At 71.0% G+C, this 16,308-nt stretch carries 14 protein-coding genes; 8 read left to right on the top strand and 6 right to left on the bottom strand.

The genetic code is table 11. From position 1 onward, the window contains the following. Window positions 1–27 precede the first annotated feature (27 nt). Complete coding sequence (locus ABZZ20_RS25740; RefSeq protein ID WP_356873399.1) at window positions 28–1,071, bottom strand: S66 peptidase family protein; 1,044 nt, start codon at window positions 1,069–1,071, stop codon at window positions 28–30. Window positions 1,072–1,586: 515 nt separating this feature from the next. Here ABZZ20_RS25740 and ABZZ20_RS25745 point away from each other — a divergent pair. Beyond that, window positions 1,587–2,099 carry a ribosome-inactivating family protein gene (locus ABZZ20_RS25745; protein ID WP_356873507.1) on the top strand — a complete coding sequence of 171 codons (513 nt, stop codon included), beginning with the start codon at window positions 1,587–1,589 and terminating at the stop codon, window positions 2,097–2,099. A 178-nt stretch (window positions 2,100–2,277) separates the two neighbouring features. On the opposite strand, the gene ABZZ20_RS25750 is transcribed toward ABZZ20_RS25745, so the two are convergent. Continuing rightward, complete coding sequence (locus ABZZ20_RS25750) at window positions 2,278–3,489, bottom strand: pyridoxal phosphate-dependent aminotransferase (RefSeq protein ID WP_356873401.1); 1,212 nt, start codon at window positions 3,487–3,489, stop codon at window positions 2,278–2,280. Between the two features lie 130 nt (window positions 3,490–3,619). Here ABZZ20_RS25750 and ABZZ20_RS25755 point away from each other — a divergent pair, with 130 nt between their 5' ends. The 3 genes from ABZZ20_RS25755 (at window position 3,620) to ABZZ20_RS25765 (ending at window position 8,440) form a co-directional block, all read left to right on the top strand. Beyond that, complete coding sequence (locus ABZZ20_RS25755; RefSeq protein ID WP_356873404.1) at window positions 3,620–4,267, top strand: helix-turn-helix domain-containing protein; 648 nt, start codon at window positions 3,620–3,622, stop codon at window positions 4,265–4,267. Between the two features lie 445 nt (window positions 4,268–4,712). Further along, a complete protein-coding gene (locus ABZZ20_RS25760; RefSeq protein ID WP_356873406.1) occupies window positions 4,713–5,153 on the top strand; it encodes a hypothetical protein in 441 nt (146 codons plus the stop codon). A 71-nt stretch (window positions 5,154–5,224) separates the two neighbouring features. Further along, the gene (locus ABZZ20_RS25765) at window positions 5,225–8,440 is read left to right on the top strand and encodes a tetratricopeptide repeat protein (RefSeq protein ID WP_356873408.1); all 3,216 of its coding nucleotides are present in this window, start codon (window positions 5,225–5,227) and stop codon (window positions 8,438–8,440) included. A 69-nt stretch (window positions 8,441–8,509) separates the two neighbouring features. Here the strand turns inward: ABZZ20_RS25765 and ABZZ20_RS25770 are convergent, their stop codons facing one another. Both ABZZ20_RS25770 and ABZZ20_RS25775 read right to left on the bottom strand, forming a co-directional pair. Continuing rightward, on the bottom strand, window positions 8,510–10,048 hold the full coding sequence (locus ABZZ20_RS25770; RefSeq protein ID WP_356873410.1) for an immunity 49 family protein: 1,539 nt from the start codon (window positions 10,046–10,048) through the stop codon (window positions 8,510–8,512). A 119-nt stretch (window positions 10,049–10,167) separates the two neighbouring features. Then, window positions 10,168–10,722: a hypothetical protein gene (locus ABZZ20_RS25775; RefSeq protein WP_356873412.1), complete on the bottom strand. Its 555-nt coding sequence runs from the start codon at window positions 10,720–10,722 to the stop codon at window positions 10,168–10,170. Window positions 10,723–10,812: 90 nt separating this feature from the next. Between ABZZ20_RS25775 and ABZZ20_RS25780 the strand changes: the two genes are divergently transcribed. Together ABZZ20_RS25780 and ABZZ20_RS25785 are read left to right on the top strand one after the other, a co-directional pair. Beyond that, the gene (locus ABZZ20_RS25780) at window positions 10,813–11,325 is read left to right on the top strand and encodes a PadR family transcriptional regulator (protein WP_356873414.1); all 513 of its coding nucleotides are present in this window, start codon (window positions 10,813–10,815) and stop codon (window positions 11,323–11,325) included. Window positions 11,326–11,802: 477 nt separating this feature from the next. Beyond that, window positions 11,803–13,266, top strand: a complete 1,464-nt coding sequence (locus ABZZ20_RS25785) for a multicopper oxidase domain-containing protein (protein WP_356873416.1) — start codon at window positions 11,803–11,805, stop codon at window positions 13,264–13,266. 81 nt (window positions 13,267–13,347) lie between these two features. On the opposite strand, the gene ABZZ20_RS25790 is transcribed toward ABZZ20_RS25785, so the two are convergent. Both ABZZ20_RS25790 and ABZZ20_RS25795 read right to left on the bottom strand, forming a co-directional pair. Continuing rightward, window positions 13,348–13,815: a hypothetical protein gene (locus ABZZ20_RS25790; RefSeq protein ID WP_356873418.1), complete on the bottom strand. Its 468-nt coding sequence runs from the start codon at window positions 13,813–13,815 to the stop codon at window positions 13,348–13,350. A gap of 104 nt (window positions 13,816–13,919) precedes the next feature. Further along, window positions 13,920–14,564: a hypothetical protein gene (locus ABZZ20_RS25795; RefSeq protein ID WP_356873420.1), complete on the bottom strand. Its 645-nt coding sequence runs from the start codon at window positions 14,562–14,564 to the stop codon at window positions 13,920–13,922. 120 nt (window positions 14,565–14,684) lie between these two features. Here ABZZ20_RS25795 and ABZZ20_RS25800 point away from each other — a divergent pair, with 120 nt between their 5' ends. Both ABZZ20_RS25800 and ABZZ20_RS25805 read left to right on the top strand, forming a co-directional pair. Further along, on the top strand, window positions 14,685–15,449 hold the full coding sequence (locus ABZZ20_RS25800) for a polysaccharide pyruvyl transferase family protein (RefSeq protein ID WP_356873422.1): 765 nt from the start codon (window positions 14,685–14,687) through the stop codon (window positions 15,447–15,449). Beyond that, window positions 15,446–16,306 (top strand): aspartyl/asparaginyl beta-hydroxylase domain-containing protein, encoded by an 861-nt coding sequence (locus ABZZ20_RS25805; RefSeq protein WP_356873424.1) that lies wholly within the window; start codon window positions 15,446–15,448, stop codon window positions 16,304–16,306. Before ABZZ20_RS25800 ends, ABZZ20_RS25805 begins: the two co-directional genes overlap by 4 nt. Window positions 16,307–16,308: the final 2 nt, after the last annotated feature.

Here is a 16,308-nt window from a genome sequence, read left to right on the forward strand (position 1 = left end):
CGGCGCGGCTGTCTGCCCCGGGCCGACTCAGTAGGTGACGACGATCCGGCGTGCCGGGCCGTCCACCCGGATTCGTCCTCCGACCGGGATCACCAGTTGCGGATCGGTGTGGCCGAGGTCGACGTCGAACACCACCATGGTGTCGGGGGCGTACTGCTGGAGCGCCCGTACGACGGCCTCTCGCTGCTGCTGTCGGAAGTGCGCCTTCTCCTGAGTGCTGAAACGGTTCTCGAACGACCAGCTCTTGGCCCTGCCCATCAGCAGCGCGGGGAACCGTTGCAGCAGCCCGCGTTCGCCCATGTTCCGAAGGATCCGGTAGACCTCTTCGGCGCGGGGCATTTCCTCGGAGGTCTCCAGGAAGAGCACGTTGCCGGTGTAGGCGTCAACCGGTTGCACTGCGCGGTCGGCCATCAGTAGCCACGAGATGATCTCCAGGTTGCCGCCCCAGCCGATCCCTTCGACCACTCGGTCGCCGTTGTGCCATGACCAGCCGTCGGCGGGTTCCATCGCCGGCTCGGACTCGAAGGTGGCCGGGTCCTCCCAAGGGCGGTTGACGTCCCCGTAGGCGCTGGCAGGCGTGAGCTCGTACTCGCCCGAGGTGAACAACGCCGCACGGAGGGAGTCCGCGGTCAACGGGTGCATCGCTCCGGGCCGTCCGAGCTCGACCATGACTGAGGCGCCGTGGTAGCTGACGATGCCCAGGTTCCGTAGGAACAACAGCAGGTTGGTGTTGTCGCTGTAGCCGAAGAACGGCTTGGGGTTGGCGCGGACAAGAGCGCGGTCGAGATGGGGGAGGACGGTGATTTGGTCGTCGCCGCCGATGCTGGCGATCACTGCCTTGACATCGGGATCCGCGAAAGCCGTGTGGATGTCCGCGGCCCGATCCTCCGGGGTTGCACCCATCTTGCGGGTCGTCGGATATTCCACTGCCTTCAGCCCGAAGTCGTCCTGGAGTCTGCGGAGCCCCAACTCGTAGGGCCGGGGGAAGAGGCCGGGCAGACCGGACGAGGGGGACAGCACCGCGACCAGGTCTCCGGGGCGGGGCTTGGCAGGGTGGAGAGGACCTGTCATCCGGTGATCATAGAAGGTGGCGTGCCCAGCCGCAGGGAGTGAGCCGACGGAGTCCACGCTGACGTACCTGCGACCGCATGGTCGAGCATGCTGTAACGGCCCGAGGGGAGGGCGGTTTTTAGCATCAGCGGGTAAGTATCTGTTCCAGTCGTCAGGCGATCGATTACAAAGGGATTGAGGAACTCAGCCCGGCGGTATGTCGGTTGGTGCCGTCGGTGATCGAATCGTATCGAAGGCGATGGATAGGTCATGGACGAGCGCGGGAGAACCGATGGTGTGCGGGTGTCGAGCTGGACCGGCGCCCCCATCGGGGTCGGGCGGATTCCCAGTCCGCAATGCGCAGGCCTAGCGGATCGGGTATCGCAAGAATTGACCGTGGCGGTCCGGTGACCACGGAGCCCGGAGGCCGCTCCTGCTGCCTGACGCGTCCTGTCGTGTTGGAGCCCGTCTCCTTTTCCGTGATGTGCGCCCCTGTGGACGAGTACCGGCTCCTGGCATCGACGATTCGGGCCAGGATGACAGCGGCGACGGACCCGCCCGAGGGGGCGGGAGGCAGGGGAAGCGGACCATCTGGGGGAACGGCCCACTACCTTCCGCTCCGCATTCAGGCGGGGGGTCTGTTCGTCGAACTCTACGTGTGCAGCTCGGATTTCCGAATCGTCGGTTTCCGCAACGTCTTCGAGGACGGGCAGGCGCCGCCGGAAGCCTATTTCCGCTGCGTACAGGACTCGCTCGTGCCGCCGGGAATACATCGAGCGGAAGTCCTGCCGTTCGAGGGTGGGTGCTCTGCACTGGAAAGGGCGGCCAGTGTGCAGAGGGCGAGCATTCCCCTGGGGCGCCGGCCCATGAGCTGCGCAATCCTTCGGCTGCATCAGAACACCGATCCGATGCACACTGCGCACGGAATGCTCGTGCTGACGCAGATGCTCTGCGAGCCCGCCCAGTTCCCTGCGCTCGCCGACGAGGTGTCGCGCATCTGGGTGACCGGGGGGCCGTGGTGCGAGGCGCGCGCCCTGCGTCGCGCGTAGGTAGGAGGGGCGGCCCGGCGCCACGTGGCTCCGGACGCGGCCCGGGGCCCGACTGCCGGTCCCGCCGCTTCCGTACGGCCCTACCGTCATCCCCGGGCGGGACCGAAGCCTGCTCCTGGAGCCGGGCACGTCCAACAGCGCAGTACAGCGCCCCCGTTCCACTCCGGTCCCGCGGTCCTCACTGCCGGTACCCGCTCAAGAAGCGCCCGATCCGGCTGATCGCCGCTTCGAGGTCATCGGCGTACGGCAGGGTCAGGATGCGGAAGTGGTCGGGGCGGGGCCAGTTGAAGCCGGTGCCCTGCACCACCTGGATCTTCTCTCGGAGCAGCAGGTCCAGCACGAACTTCTCGTCGTCGTGGATCGGGTGCACCTTCGGGTCGATGCGTGGGAACGCGTACAGCGCGCCCTTCGGCTTCACGCACGACACTCCGGGGATCTCGTTCAGCTTCTCCCAGGCGCGGTCGCGCTGTTCGAGGAGGCGGCCACCCGGGGAGGTCAGCTCGCGGATGGACTGGCGGCCACCGAGCGCGGCCTGGATGGCGTACTGGGCGGGGGCGTTGGCGCACAGTCGCATGGAGGCGAGCATGGTCAGCCCCTCCAGGTAGCTGCGTGCGTGCTGCTTGGGCCCCGTCACCACCAGCCAGCCGGAGCGGAATCCCGCCACCCGGTACGTCTTCGAAAGCCCGCAGAAGGTGAGCACGACCAGGTCGGGGGCGAGGGCCGCGGCGGAGTGGTGCACGGCGTCGTCGTACAGGATCTGGTCGTAGATCTCGTCCGCGAAGACCATCAGCCCGTGGCGGCGGGCGAGTTCGAGGATTCCGTCGAGCACCTCCTTGGGGTAGACCGCGCCCGTCGGATTGTTGGGGTTGATGATGACCACGGCCTTGGTGCGATCCGTGATCTTGGACGCCATGTCGTCGAGGTCCGGGTACCAGTCGGCCGCCTCGTCACAGATGTAGTGCACGGCCTTGCCGCCGGCGAGGGTCGTGACGGCCGTCCACAACGGGAAGTCCGGGGCGGGGATGAGGACCTCGTCGCCGTCCTCCAGGAGGGCCTGTACGGCCATGGAGACCAGCTCGGAGACGCCGTTGCCGAGGAACACGTCGTCCACCGTGACATCGGTCAGGCCGATCGCCTGGTAGCGCTGGGCCACGGCCCGGCGGGCGGAGAGCACGCCGCGCGAGTCGGTGTAGCCGTGCGCCTGCGGGAGCATCCGGATCATGTCCTGGACGATCTCCTCGGGTGCCTCGAAGCCGAACAGCGCCGGGTTCCCGGTGTTGAGGCGCAGCACGCTGTGGCCCGCTTCCTCCAGCGCGTTGGCGTGCTCGATCACCGGCCCCCGGATCTCGTAGCAGACCTCGCTGAGCTTGCTCGACTGTCGGAACTCCATGGCGCGCCCTCCCTGGTTCCCGGGTTCCGGACCACCGGACCCCGCTGGTCTCGTCCGTACCTCGACCGTGTTGCTTGGTTTTACCAAGTACAAGCTTGGAAAGTCCAACTTCTTGTCTAGACTGCGCTGCATGTCACCACGTCAGCCACGCCGCCGAAGCTACGACCAGTACTGTGCCTCGGCCCGCGCCCTCGACGCGGTCGGGGACCGCTGGACCCTGCTGATCGTCCGGGAGCTACTGGCCGGACCGCGCCGGTACACCGACCTCCACGCCGACCTCCCCGGCGTTTCCACGGACGTGCTCGCCACGCGGCTCAAGGACATGGAGGCGCAGGGGCTCGCGACGCGCCGCAAGATCCCGCCGCCGGGAGCCGCCACGGTGTACGAACTCACCGCGCGCGGTGCGGACCTGTTGCCGGTGCTCCATGCGCTGGCCGAGTGGGGGGCGCCCGAGCTCGGCGACCGCCGGCCCACCGATGCGCTGCGTGCGCACTGGTTCGCCCTGCCCCTCATGCGCCGTCTGCCGGCGACCGGGACCACGGCCGTCGTCGATGTGGTTCTGGACGAGGGCGTGTTCCACCTACGCCTCGGGGGAGGGGATGCGGGGCCGGCGTACGGCGACGGCCCGGCAGGCGCGCCGGATGCCCGCCTCGTGCTCGATGCCGACACCTGCCGCGAACTCTGCGAGGGGGCGCTCAGCCTGGAAGCGGGCGTCAAGGCGGGCCGGATCGAGGTCGTGGGCGCAGGTCCGGTCGCCACCGTGCTGCGCGGCGACTGATCCGGGCGTCCGCCCCGTGGCCCGTGGCCCTCCACCCAGCGGTAGGCGTCACCTGGGAGCGGTGAGGACGGGGCGGGGCCAGGTTCCCCTGCGGTTCGGTGCTGCGCAGCGGGTGGGTGCTGCGTTCGGGGGCGGACACCGGATCGCCGGACCGCGAGTCGTCGGCCTGGGCGGTCGCCGCGCCCATCGCCGCGCCCACGCACAGCACGGCGGGGAGCACCAGCACCAGCCAGCGCGACCGCCCGAGGCCCCGCGTACCGGTCCCGTCCCCTCCACCAGTACCCGGGGCCCACTGCGGGGGTGCGATGCGGTGCGCAGTGCGGTGCAGTACGCGGCCGAACGGCAACCGCTCCGGCGGGGCGGTATTCCCAAAGACGCGGTCTACGCGCCGGTAGGGGACTACGGTCGCGGCCAACCGGGGGATCGGCGATGGCAGGGGGTTGGGATGCTGGCTGAGGCGCTGATGGCGCTGGCGGCAGCAGGGGGCGCCGCGGTGGTACAGGCAGCGGGAACCGATGCGTGGGAGGGGACGAGGGACCGGCTGGCACGCTGGTCCGCCCGCGGCGACGCGGAGCGCGAGCGCGCGGAGCTGGAGCGACTGGACCGGAGTGCGGCCGAGATCGCCGCTGCCGATGACGCCTCGGCAGACCGGGTCAGGACGCGGCAGGAGGTCGCGTGGCAGACCCGCATCGAGACGGTGCTGGAGGGGCTGGACGGCCAGGGCCGCGCCGAGGCCGCCGCGGTTCTGGAGGAGCTTCTGCACCAGGCGGCGCTCCGGCCCTCCGACGGGGGCGGTGTGGTGTCCCACAACGACTTCCGCGGGCCGGTGGCCTTCCAAGTAGGGCACCACAACCAGCAGGACGTGCACTTCGGGCCGCAGGCATGAGCGGCCCGGACACCGGTGCCGGCACAGGTCCCGGCACAGGTCCCGGAACAGGTGCCGGCCACGGGCCCGGTGTGAGCGGCAACCTCTACCACGGCCCCACCGCCTTCATCGCCGGCGACAACGGCACCCTGAACGCCGAGTTCGTCTACCAGTGGAAGCCCGCCTACCGGGTCGAGGGTTTCCCAACAACGCCCCGCCCGGTGCGCCCCCGAATCCTGGCTGACCAACCGTCCAGGCTGTTGCGGGCCGCACACCAGGTGGTGCCGTTCACGGGTCGCCGTACCGAGCTGGACAAGCTGGCGGGTTGGCGTGACGACCCGCAGGAGCATCTCGCCATCAGGCTCCTGCACGGGCCCGGCGGACAGGGCAAGTCCCGTCTGGCTGCCCGCTTCGCCGGCCTGAGCGGGGAGATGGGGTGGACGGTATGGCAGGCCGTCGTCAACGAAACCGGTGCCGATGCCCTCGGCACGAGCCCGCTCCCGCGGCCCGCGGCCGGGATCCTGGTGGTGGTGGACTACGCCGAACGCTGGCCGGTGCAGAGCCTGCGCGACCTGCTACGGGAACCGCTCCTGCACCGAACGGGCGTCCCGGTCCGCATCCTCTTGCTGGCCCGCCCGTCGGGAGCCTGGTGGGACAGCCTGGAGACCTGGATCGGGGACGAACTCGACGCCTCCGCCGGCGCGGACGCCCTGCAGTCCTTGGCCGATGACCCCCAGAGCCGCGGCGCCCTCTTCCGGCAGGCCAGGGACCGCTTCGCCGATCACCTCGGTCTGCCCGCCGAGCAGGCCGCCCGTATCGGCCCGCCCGCAGAGCTGGCCACCGACAAGGACTACGCCCAGGTCCTGACCATCCACATCGCCGCCTTGGCCGCCGTCGACGCCCGGCTCCACGACGACGCCCCGCCCACCGACCCGGCCCGCGCCAGCGCCTACCTCCTCAAACGCGAACGGGCGTACTGGACCGCCCTGCACCGGCCGCCGGCCGACCTGTTGTCGACCGGACCTGACGCGATGGGCCGAGCGGTCCTGACCGCTACCCTCACCGGCCCCGTGGTGCGCGCCAACGGCTGGGACGCACTGCGCCGAATCGGCCTGGCCGACTCCCGGGAGGCCGCCAACACGCTCCTGGACCACCACCGGTACTGCTATCCACCGACCGGCGGCAACACGGTTCTCGAACCGCTCTACCCCGACCGCCTCGGCGAAGACTTCCTCGGCCTGAGCACTCCGGCCGCCCCCGACTCTCCCCACCCGGTGCGCGGCGCCGTCGTCGACGACTGGGCCGACCAGGCTGCGCGCCGGCTCCTTGCCGACGTCAGCGGCTCGACTGCGGCGTCGTGGACCCGCGCCGCGCTGACCGTACTGATCGAAACCGCTCGGCGGTGGCCCCACGTCGCCACGGGGCAGCTGTTCCCCCTGCTCAGGGAGCACCCCGAACTCGCCCTGCACGCCGGCGGCCCCGCCCTCGCCGGCCTGGCGGGCCTCGACTCCATTGAGCCCGCTGTTCTGGAGGCCATCGAACCCCTCCTGCCCGAGGGCCGGCACAGCGAGCTGGACGTGGGAGCCGCTGCCGTCGTCCATCGACTGACCCGGCATCGGCTGGCCACCACCCGGAACCCCCTCGTTCGCGCGCGCCTCCACGACAACCTCTCGGTGCGCCTCCACCTCGCGGGGCTCCGCAGCGGTGCCCTCGCCGCCGCCGAGACCGCCGTACGAACCTGGCGGGACCTGGCCGGAAACGATCCCGCCCACCTGCCCGGCCTCGCCGGATCGCTGGCCAACCTCAGCGTGCAGTTGTCGGCGGTGGGGCGGCGGGCCGAGGCCCTCGTCGCCGGTGAGGAGGCGGTGGACCTCTACCGTCGGCTGTCGCAGGTCGATCCGGCACGCCATGAACCCGGCCTCGCGTACTCCTTGACCCACCTCGGGGATCTCCTACGGGAGTTGGGGCGCAGGGACGAAGGCCTGGTCGCCGGCCAGGAGGCGGTCACCGTTCACCGTCGGCTGGAGCGGAGTGACCCGGCCGCCCACGAACCCGGCCTCGCAGCTGCTCTGTCCCACCTCGGCATCCAGCTCGCGGTGGCGGGACGGCGGGCCGAGGCCCTCGTCGCCGGCAGCGAAGCGGTGGAGATACTGCGTCGGCTGGCCCGCGACGATCCCTCGGCCCACGATCCCGGCCTCGCCCACTCGCTGTCCCATCTCGGCGTTCTGCTGTCGCGGGCAGGCAGGTGGACCGAAGCCCTCGCTTCCGAACGGGAGGCGATGGACATCCGCCGCCGGCTGACGGCGCTGAACCCGGCCGCCCACGAGCCTGACCTCGCCGGTTCCCTGGTCAACTTCGGCAACCGGCTCTCACAGGCGGCCCTCTGGACCGAAGCCATCAGCGCCACCGAGGAAGCGGTCGCGATCTACCGTCAGTTGGAGCAGGACGATCCCTACGCCTACACCTCCGAGTTCGCGGGCGCGCTGACCAACCTGGGCGCCCTGCTGTCGCAGGCGGGGCGATGGGTCGAGGCCCTCGTCGCCAGCGGAGAGGCTCTGGACGTCCGCCTCCGGCTGGCCCTTGACAATCCGGCCGCCCACGAACCCGACCTCGCCGCCGCTCTGTCCAACCTGGGAATGCAACTGGCACGGGCGGGGCGGTCGGCCGAAGCCCTCGCCTCCGAACGGCAGGCAGTGGTGATCCGTCGAAGGCTGGCAGCGGAGGATCCGGTCGCTCACGAGCCGGACCTGGCCCGTTCCCTCACCCATCTCGGAGACCGGCTGATGGACGCGGGACAGGCGGGCGAAGCGTACGCCGCCACCGAAGAGGCGGTCAGCGTCTACCGTCGCCTGGCACGGGACGAGCCGGCCGCCCACGGCCCCGAGCTCGCCCGCGCGCTGTCCAACCTCGGCGGTCAGCTGCTCCAGGCAGGCCGGCGCAGCGAAGCCCTCGCCTGCGAGCGGCAAGCGGCGCAGACGTGGCGTCGGCTGGCTCTGGACGATCCTGCCACTCACACACCCAACCTCGCCCGCTATCTGACCGCCCATGCCGTGTTCCTCTGTATGGTGCAGGACCTTTCCGGGGCGCTACGTGCCACGGGGGAGGCCGTGGACATCTTCCGTGGATGTGTGGCGACCGCGCCGGTCGTGTTGCCGCAGCTGCACTTCGCACTCGGGTTTCAGGCCGATCTGCTCGACCTGCTCGGACGGCCGCAGGACGCCCGGCAGGTCCGCGAGTGGCTTCTGGCGAACCCCGTCCCGCCCGACCCCGAGGCTGGCGTCAACGGGCCTCCAGCGTACGGAAGATGACCGCCCCGAAGGCGCGACCGCGAAGGCCTGGGCCCGACAGGTCGGATTCGGCCGGCGGGCGGGCTGCTGTCAGGCGATCGTCTCGATCCGTTCGCGGTTGAGGAGGTACTTGGGCAGGTGGGGCTGCGCCGGGTCGACCGGGTAGCCGTGGTCGTGGGCGAGGCAGGCCATGGCGAGCGGGCCGAGTGCCGCTCGGGCGCGCGGCGCCGCCGAACCGCCCCAGTAGCCGCCGTGTTCCGCGAGGGCTTCGGCGAGGGCCTTGCCGAAGGCGTCGTGGTCCCGGGCGATGAGGCGGTGGAAGAGCGCGACCGGCTGGAAGTCGATCCGGTTCACGAAGTCGTCCGGCGCGTGGGTCAGGGCGTCGGGCATGGACGTCTGCATGGTGGCCAGCAGTTTCTCCACGACCGCGTCCATGGAGCTGTCGGAGAAGTAGGTCTGCAGGGTGTCGATCCAGTGCAGGACGTACGCGTCGACGGAGTCGTCCTGTCGTAGCGTCTCCAGCGGGACCCGGCACAGCCGGGCGACCCGGTCGTGCTCGCGGCACACGATCGCGAGGTAGAGGGCGTCGAGCCAGGCGCGGGCGTCCGCGGGCGGATCGGCGGGCGTGGCGGGCAGCTGCCCCACGTGGTCCTCGGCCAGGTGACACTGCGTCGGCGGGGCTCCGGTGAACAGCGCGGAGCCGAGTTGCAGTGCGGTGGCCCATGCGTCCCACGTGGCGATGTGTGACACGTCGGGATCGGTGGCGCAGTGCGCGTGGGCCAAGGCCAGGGCGGAGGCGAAGACGTCGCCCAGGCCCGACGGGTCCTGCGCGAGGCGGGCCATCGACTCGGCCGTGGTGCGGGTGAGTCCGGCGATGTCCGGGGCCCGGTCCGCGGTGCGGGTGGCGATCCGGCCGGCGCGGTCGAGGCGGACCAGCCCCTTCATCAGGCCGAGCAGCTGCTGTGGCGGCTGTAGCGAGAAGGTACGGGTGTCTTCGTCGATGACCGTGAGCGAGGTCAGAGCGCCCTTGTGCCACCAGTAGACCCGCGGCGACAGGGCCCCGGGTCCGTCCTCGTACGCGCCCAGAGCGTACGAGGCGAGGTCGTTGACGGCATCGACCACCGAGCCGTCAGCGATCGGGTGGTAGGCCAGCAGGTGCCGGGTGGGGACGACCACGAGGGCGCCGGCATCCGGGAGCGACGCACCGGTGACCTGTCGCGCCAGTTCGGACAGGTACAGCGCCTTGCTGGCGACGAAGTGAGAGTCGCCGTAGACGGAGTGGAGCGTCGCCCGACCTTCGATGGGCACGTCCTCGTGCGTGACGGGTACGCGCATCAGGTTCGCGTAAGCCGCCCTTCCCAGGTCCTGGAGACCGGCGCGCTCCACGTCCTCGTCGGTGAGGACGCGCACGCTGGTGGGTCCGTCGAGTGCGTAGGCGAAGACGAGTCCGTCGGCCACGACCCGTGCGTACCGGAGGTTGCCGGCCATCTCCGGGGTGAGCGACTCGACGGGCAGCAGTCGGGCACTGGCCCCGCGCAGTAGTTCCTCGGCGCTCTCGCCGCCGTGGCTCGTCCACAGCAGGCGCGGGTCGGAGGGGCCCGTGGATTCAGGGGAGTTGTCTCGATTCACCCCCTCGACTCTACGAGAGGCGTACGTGAGGGGGCGCAGCCGGGTCGTGTTCATCGGGCCTTGCCCAGGGGGCGGTTCGATCGTGCGGCGCTCACGGCACTGCGCTTGCGGGGCTGCGCTCACCGGGCAGTGGCCCTGGCCTGTACGGAGGCGACGTAGCGGACGGTGAACAGCATCGGGAGGGCGAATCCGGCGAGCTGGACGAGCGTGGCGGGCGTCGAGTGGCCGTTGCCCGCGTGGGCGAGGAGGGCGAGCACGCCGGCCGTCACTGCGAAGGCCGCGGTCCACACGGCGGTGATGACGACGTTGGTCCGCACGAAGGGCTTCAGCCCCCAGACCTCGCGGGGGGTGGTGCGCTTGGCGATCCCGAGGGTGAACGGCTTGCCGATGAGCAGCGAGACTCCGGCGATGAGCGCCAGCGTGACCGAGGAAAGGGCCGCCGAGTAGTCGTGCAGCGGGGTGTCCGGGTCGGCGAAGGCCAGCGCCGTCAGGGCCGCGAAGAAGACCGCCGAGCCCGTCTCGATGATCAGCGCGTCGAATCCGGCCCCCGCCCGGCGCTGCTGGACCGTCACCGCAATCGCCGCCACCAGGCCGGCCAGCGCGGCCCACTGCCACTGTGCGGACGGGAGCACCGCGAAGACGATCCACGGAAGGAAGGTGCGTGCGTACGACATCGGGAGTTCCCCCTCAACATTCCTGTTCTGACATGTCGAAACTAGAATGTCGAGCCTCGACATGTCAAGAGTGGAAGGTAGGGTGCTGGCATGAGTCTTCGACATGCCCTCCTCGGACTGCTGTCCGAACGCCCGGCGAGCGGGTACGACATGCTCAAGAGCTTCGACACGGCGCTGGCCACCGTCTGGCCCGCGACACAGAGCCAGATCTACACGGAGCTGTCCCGCCTCGCCGACGCCGGACTGATCAGCGTCGCGGCCGAGGGCCCGCGCGGGCGCAAGGAGTACGCCCTCACCGACGAGGGGCTGGCGGAGCTGCGGCACTGGCTGACCGAGGTCAAGCCGCAACGCAACACCCGTAGCGACGTCCTGCTGAGGGTGTTCTTCCTCGGTGTGCTGACGCCCGAGCAGGCGCGCGGCTACCTCGCCGAGTTGATGGAACTCTCCGAGCAGGGCACCGCGCAGCTGCGCGCCCTCGACGCCTCCGTCGACTGGGGCGACGACTCCCTGTCCGTCTACGGCCGCATCGCCCTGGAGTACGGCATCCGCTTCAACGAGATGCGCCGCGATTGGGCCGATTGGGCCGTGGGTCAGATCCGCTAGCGCGTGTCTCGCTGCCGGGTCGACCGCACGCCCGGACGTCCGTGCGGGCCGTGCGGTGGGGGTGGCGTCCCGAGGGGCCGCTGCCGTGGGCGCCGCGCCCTGGCCCGGAGGTTCGGCGCGCAGTGGTCGGTGGGCGGTGCCCGCTCCGCTACGGGCAGGCGGACGTGGGGGTCAGACCCGCGATTCGGCTGAGCGGGATGTCGATGCTCCGCTCCTGGCTCTGGACGCGAACACCCCGCCGCAGTCTCCGCAGGTGGTCCGCCGGCGCGGCGGTCGGGAGCGCGATCCGCAGTGCGGTCGCCCGGCCCGCCCGGTGAGCAGCCGGGCCGCCCGGCCGAGACCGCCCGGCCCTGGCGCGATACCTGACACTCTCCGGCCCCGGCCGGAGGCCATTCGGCGCGCGCTCCAGATCATGGGGGAAGGCGTTCGATGTGCGAACGTCTGTTCGTATCCTCACCCATTCAGGAGGACATCCCCATGGTCACCAGACGACGCGTGCTCGTCGGCGCCCTGGCCACGACGGGCGCGGGCCTGATCACCGGTGCCGGACTGCTGCCCGTGCTGCGCACCGACATCGCGCAGGCCGCCGACGACGCAGGGCCGGCGGCGCCGCCGCCGTTCACGGTGAAGCTGCCACCGCTCCCCGTGCTCACCCCGTACTCCACGCAGGGCGGACAGGACGCGTACCGCGTCACCGTCAAGGAGGTCTCGCGGGAGATCCTGCCCGGGGTACAGACCAAGGTGCTGACCTACGACGGCCACTTCCCGGGGCCGGTACTGCGGGCGCGCAGCGGTCGGCAGGTGACCATCCGGCACCGGAACACCCTGGACATGCCGATCGCCGTGCACCTGCACGGCGGGAGCGTCTCCCCGGAGAACGACGGCGCCCCGATGGACACGGTCGCCCCGGGCGCGGCACGCACGTACACCTACCCGAACCGGCAGCCGAACGCCACGTTGTGGTTCCACGACCACGCCCACCACATGGAGGCCGAGCACGTCTACCGCGGCCTGGCGGGGACGTACATCCTCACCGACGAAACCGAACGCGCCCTGCCGTTGCCCTCCGGCAAGTACGACATACCCATCGCGCTGCGCGACGCCCGCTTCGACGAGAACGGGCAGCTGGTCTACGCGATGGACGACTTCCGGGGCCGCACCACCGTGCTCGCCAACGGCCGCCCCAGTCCGTACGTGGAAGTCGCCGCCCGCAAGTACCGCTTCCGCCTGCTCAACACCTCCAACCTGCGCTTCTTCAAGCTGCGTCTTGCCGACGGCGGGCAGCTCGTACAGATCGGCTCCGACGGCGGCCTGCTGGAACGCCCGTTCACCACCGACACCGTCTCGCTGTCCCCGGCCGAACGCGCCGACGTGGTCATCGACTTCTCCCGCTACCCGGTCGGCACGAAGATCGTCCTGCAGAACACGAACGGCCCGGGCACCCCCGACCAGGTGGGCAACGTGCTCCGGTTCGACGTGGTCCGCACCGCCCCCGACCCGAGCCGGGTCCCGGACGTACTGCGCACCCTGCCGCCGGTGGACGCACTGCCCAAGCCCGCGGTCGAACGGCGCATCGCCCTCAGCATGGACGAGGACGGCCGCAGTGAGTCGCGCGGGTTCATCGACGGGCTGCAGTGGGATCCGGACCGGATCGACCAGACGGTCACCTTCGGGACCTCGGAGATCTGGACGGTGACCAACGCCAACAAGATCATCCCGCACAACTTCCACATGCACCTGGTCCAGTTCCGGGTGTTGGAGCGGGGCGGCGTCCCCGCCGGGCCGGCCGAGGCGGGCCTGAAGGACACGGTCCAGTTGCTCCCTGGCGAGACGGTGAAGCTGCACGTCACCTTTGACGCGTACCGGGGTACGTACGTCTACCACTGCCACCTATTGGACCACTCGGCGATGGGCATGATGGCCAACTTCCTGGTGCGGTAGCCAGGTTGCCGGGCCGCAACGGAGCCCGCTCGTGGAGGGCCCGGGGGGTGGCCGGCGGCGGCGAGGGTGAGGGGAGGAGGATCAGGCGTACGCGTACGAGCTCGACGAGTACTCGGAGTACGAGCCGTTCATCCTCAGGCGGGGAACGTCGTTGCCGCACTGCGCACAGTTCACCGGTCGGCCACCGTCCCGGCCACGGATGGTGATCCATTCCCCACCCTTGCCCGTCAGCACGTCGCGCAGGCCGTCCTTCGGATGAAAGCCGAGGTCGACCGCGGTCTTCGCGAAATCGAGGAACGTGATGCGGCGGCTGCACTCGGAGCACCGGGAGTCGAGCACCTTCAGCGGTCCCTTGAGCGAGCTCGCGGGGGTGCCGAGGTAGTGGGCCAGCTCCTGCGTCTCCGCCTCGTCCAGCACTCGCATGCCGGGCGCCTCGGTCAGCGGAAGGGCGGCGATCAACCCCACCGGAACCCGATAGGTGTGCGTCGTCTCCGGCCTGTTCTTGAGGTGTTCCAGCACCTCGTCGAGCGTCAGCTGCGTGTGTGTCATCGCGGGCACCTCTCTGTGCCGGGGCCTACCGCCGCCTTGGCGTGCGCCCTCGTGTCACGGCCTGTCTGCCACGCTCGCACCCGCCGCCGCGGCCCACCACTCGGCTACCCCGGCCGGCCCCGGCCGATTGGCCCAGCGGTGGACGCTCCGGCGACGACGAGGTCGAGCTCCGCGCGCAGACCGGCGTCGATGCCGGCCCTGCTCCAGTACCAACGGCAGAGCAGCGGCGCCGCGTCGGAGCTCGCGTCGTACCAGGTGAACGACGCCCGGTGAGCGGCGTGCGCGTGGGCGCCGAGCACGTTGAACTCCGAGAACCCGCGCGGCGGACGCCCCGCCACGTACCGGTCGAGCGGCACTCCGTGGCGCTCCAGACACAGGTCGCGCAGTTCCGCGTACAGCCGGCGCGGATAGGTGAAGGGCGGCTGCTGCATGAAGTCGAAGGCCACCGGCCGGCCGAGGAAGCCCTCCGTCGGAGCGAGCCAGGGACGGTGCCGGCCGAGTTCGGCGACGGCCCGGCGGACGATCCACGGCCGACCGCCCACGAGCAGGTCGGCGGGGGAGACGGGACGGAAGAAGACCATGTCCGAGTCGATGTGGCAGATGAGGTCCGCGTCGGTGAACTCGTCCGCGTACAGCTTGCTCACCTGCTGCCCCAGGTAGTCGTCGCGGTAGTCCGGGCCCACCTCCAGACGCACTCCGTCGCCAGCGGCCCGGCGCACGGCTGCCGCCCCGGTGCGCGGAGTGACCACGACCACCTCCGCGAAGCCCCGGCACCACCTCCGGACGGCGGACAGCGCATAGTGCAACCAGGCGACATCACGGTGGTAGGTACGGATGAACAGGGCGGTCCGCTCGCTACAGTGGGTCGCGTGGTCGAGCCTGTGCCCGCCTTCTGGTGCCGGGCCCCCAGCCAGGGCAACGTCGGCGACGGGCTCACTCCCTGGCTGGTCCGGCGGATCTGCGGCGCCCCGGCCCGATGGGTCGCGCCGCACGCGCCGGTCCTCAAACACTTCGTCACCGGCAGCGTCGTGTCCCTCGCGGGGCCTGGAGCCGTCGTCTGGGGCGCCGGTGTGATGCACGCCGGCGAGGACATCGATCCGCGGGCCGAGCTGATCGCCGTACGCGGCCCCCTCACCCGGGAGGCGGCGCTTCGCTCCGGCGCGGCCTGTTCCCCCGTCTACGGGGACCCCGCCCTGCTGGTGCCCCGGTTCCTGCCCCGCCGCGGTCGGGGCACCGGGCGACGTCCGGCGGTCGTCCCGCATTTCGCCGACAAGGCCCGGGCACAGCTCGGCACTCCGGCCGGCTGGCGGCTCGTCGACGTGCAGCGGCCCGTCGAGGACGTCGTCGAGCAGCTCGTACGGGCCCCTCTGATCGCCTCGTCGAGCCTGCACGGGATCATCCTCGGCCACGCCTACGGGATCCCCGCCGTCTGGATCCGCTACCAGGACCTGCCCAGCGGTGACGGGAGCAAGTTCCACGACTACTTCCTTTCGGTCGGGGTGCCGGTTCCCCCGCCCGTGCCGGTGGGCCGGACCGGTGCGGGGTTGGACTCGGCGGAGCTCGCCGACTACGCCACGCTCCCCGCCCGGCTCCCGGATCTCGATCTGCTCCTGGAGAGGTGTCCGTTCCGATGACAGCCCAAGGGCCGCCGCCCGCACGGGAACACGAAGGGCAGTACGGAGCGCACCACGATGCGTACCGAGGCCTGCAGCAGATCCTCGACGGCATCCGCGACGCCAACTACCACCGTCCCGGCATCCGCTGCCTGCGCCTGATGCGGGCCGATCCGGCCGCGGCCGACCGACTGGCCGCCGAGGTGGCGCTGCTGCGGGCCCGGCAGCGTCCCTCGCTGGCCGGCGCCCCCGGCCACGTGACGGCATGGACCGGACCCAGCGGGCGGGTCGAGCAGTACAGCTTGCTCAACGCCTCCGGACGCTGCGACGACTTCTCCCGCGACCACGACCTGTCCGCTTTCGGCAAGCGCTTCCACCACGGCGCACACCACCCCGCCCTCGCCGCGCTCATCGGCTCCCTGCCGCACCTGGTCAACTTCCGGATCAACGTGCTCGGGCCGGGCGCATCGCTGGCCCCGCACGAGGAGCACAGCGTGGTACGCGCGAAGTCGGGCGCGGTCGGCATCAGGGCCCGCTTCCACCTGCCCCTGACCACCCATCCCGCGGCGACGCTGCTGCTCGACGGGGACGTGCACCACCTGGAAGCCGGGGCTGTCTACCTCGTCAACCACGGCTGCGTACACGCGGCCGAGAACGCCGGACCCGCCGACCGCACGCACCTCGTATGGGACATGCTGCTGACCACCGAAGCCGCCGCCGTCATGTTCGGGCGGGGGCCGGTGCCGGCCGGCTTCACCCGGACCCGCCGACGCGTCGCACCGCCTGCGGCCCGGCGTACCGTCATGCGGTGGGAGCGCATCGCGCCGCAGGTCAGGGAGGCCGAGGCACGGAGCGTCGGCCTGCTCGGGGTGCAGTAGCC

The sequence above is a fragment of the Streptomyces sp. NPDC006430 genome (assembly GCF_040612395.1).
Classification (GTDB): Bacteria; Actinomycetota; Actinomycetes; order Streptomycetales; family Streptomycetaceae; genus Streptomyces.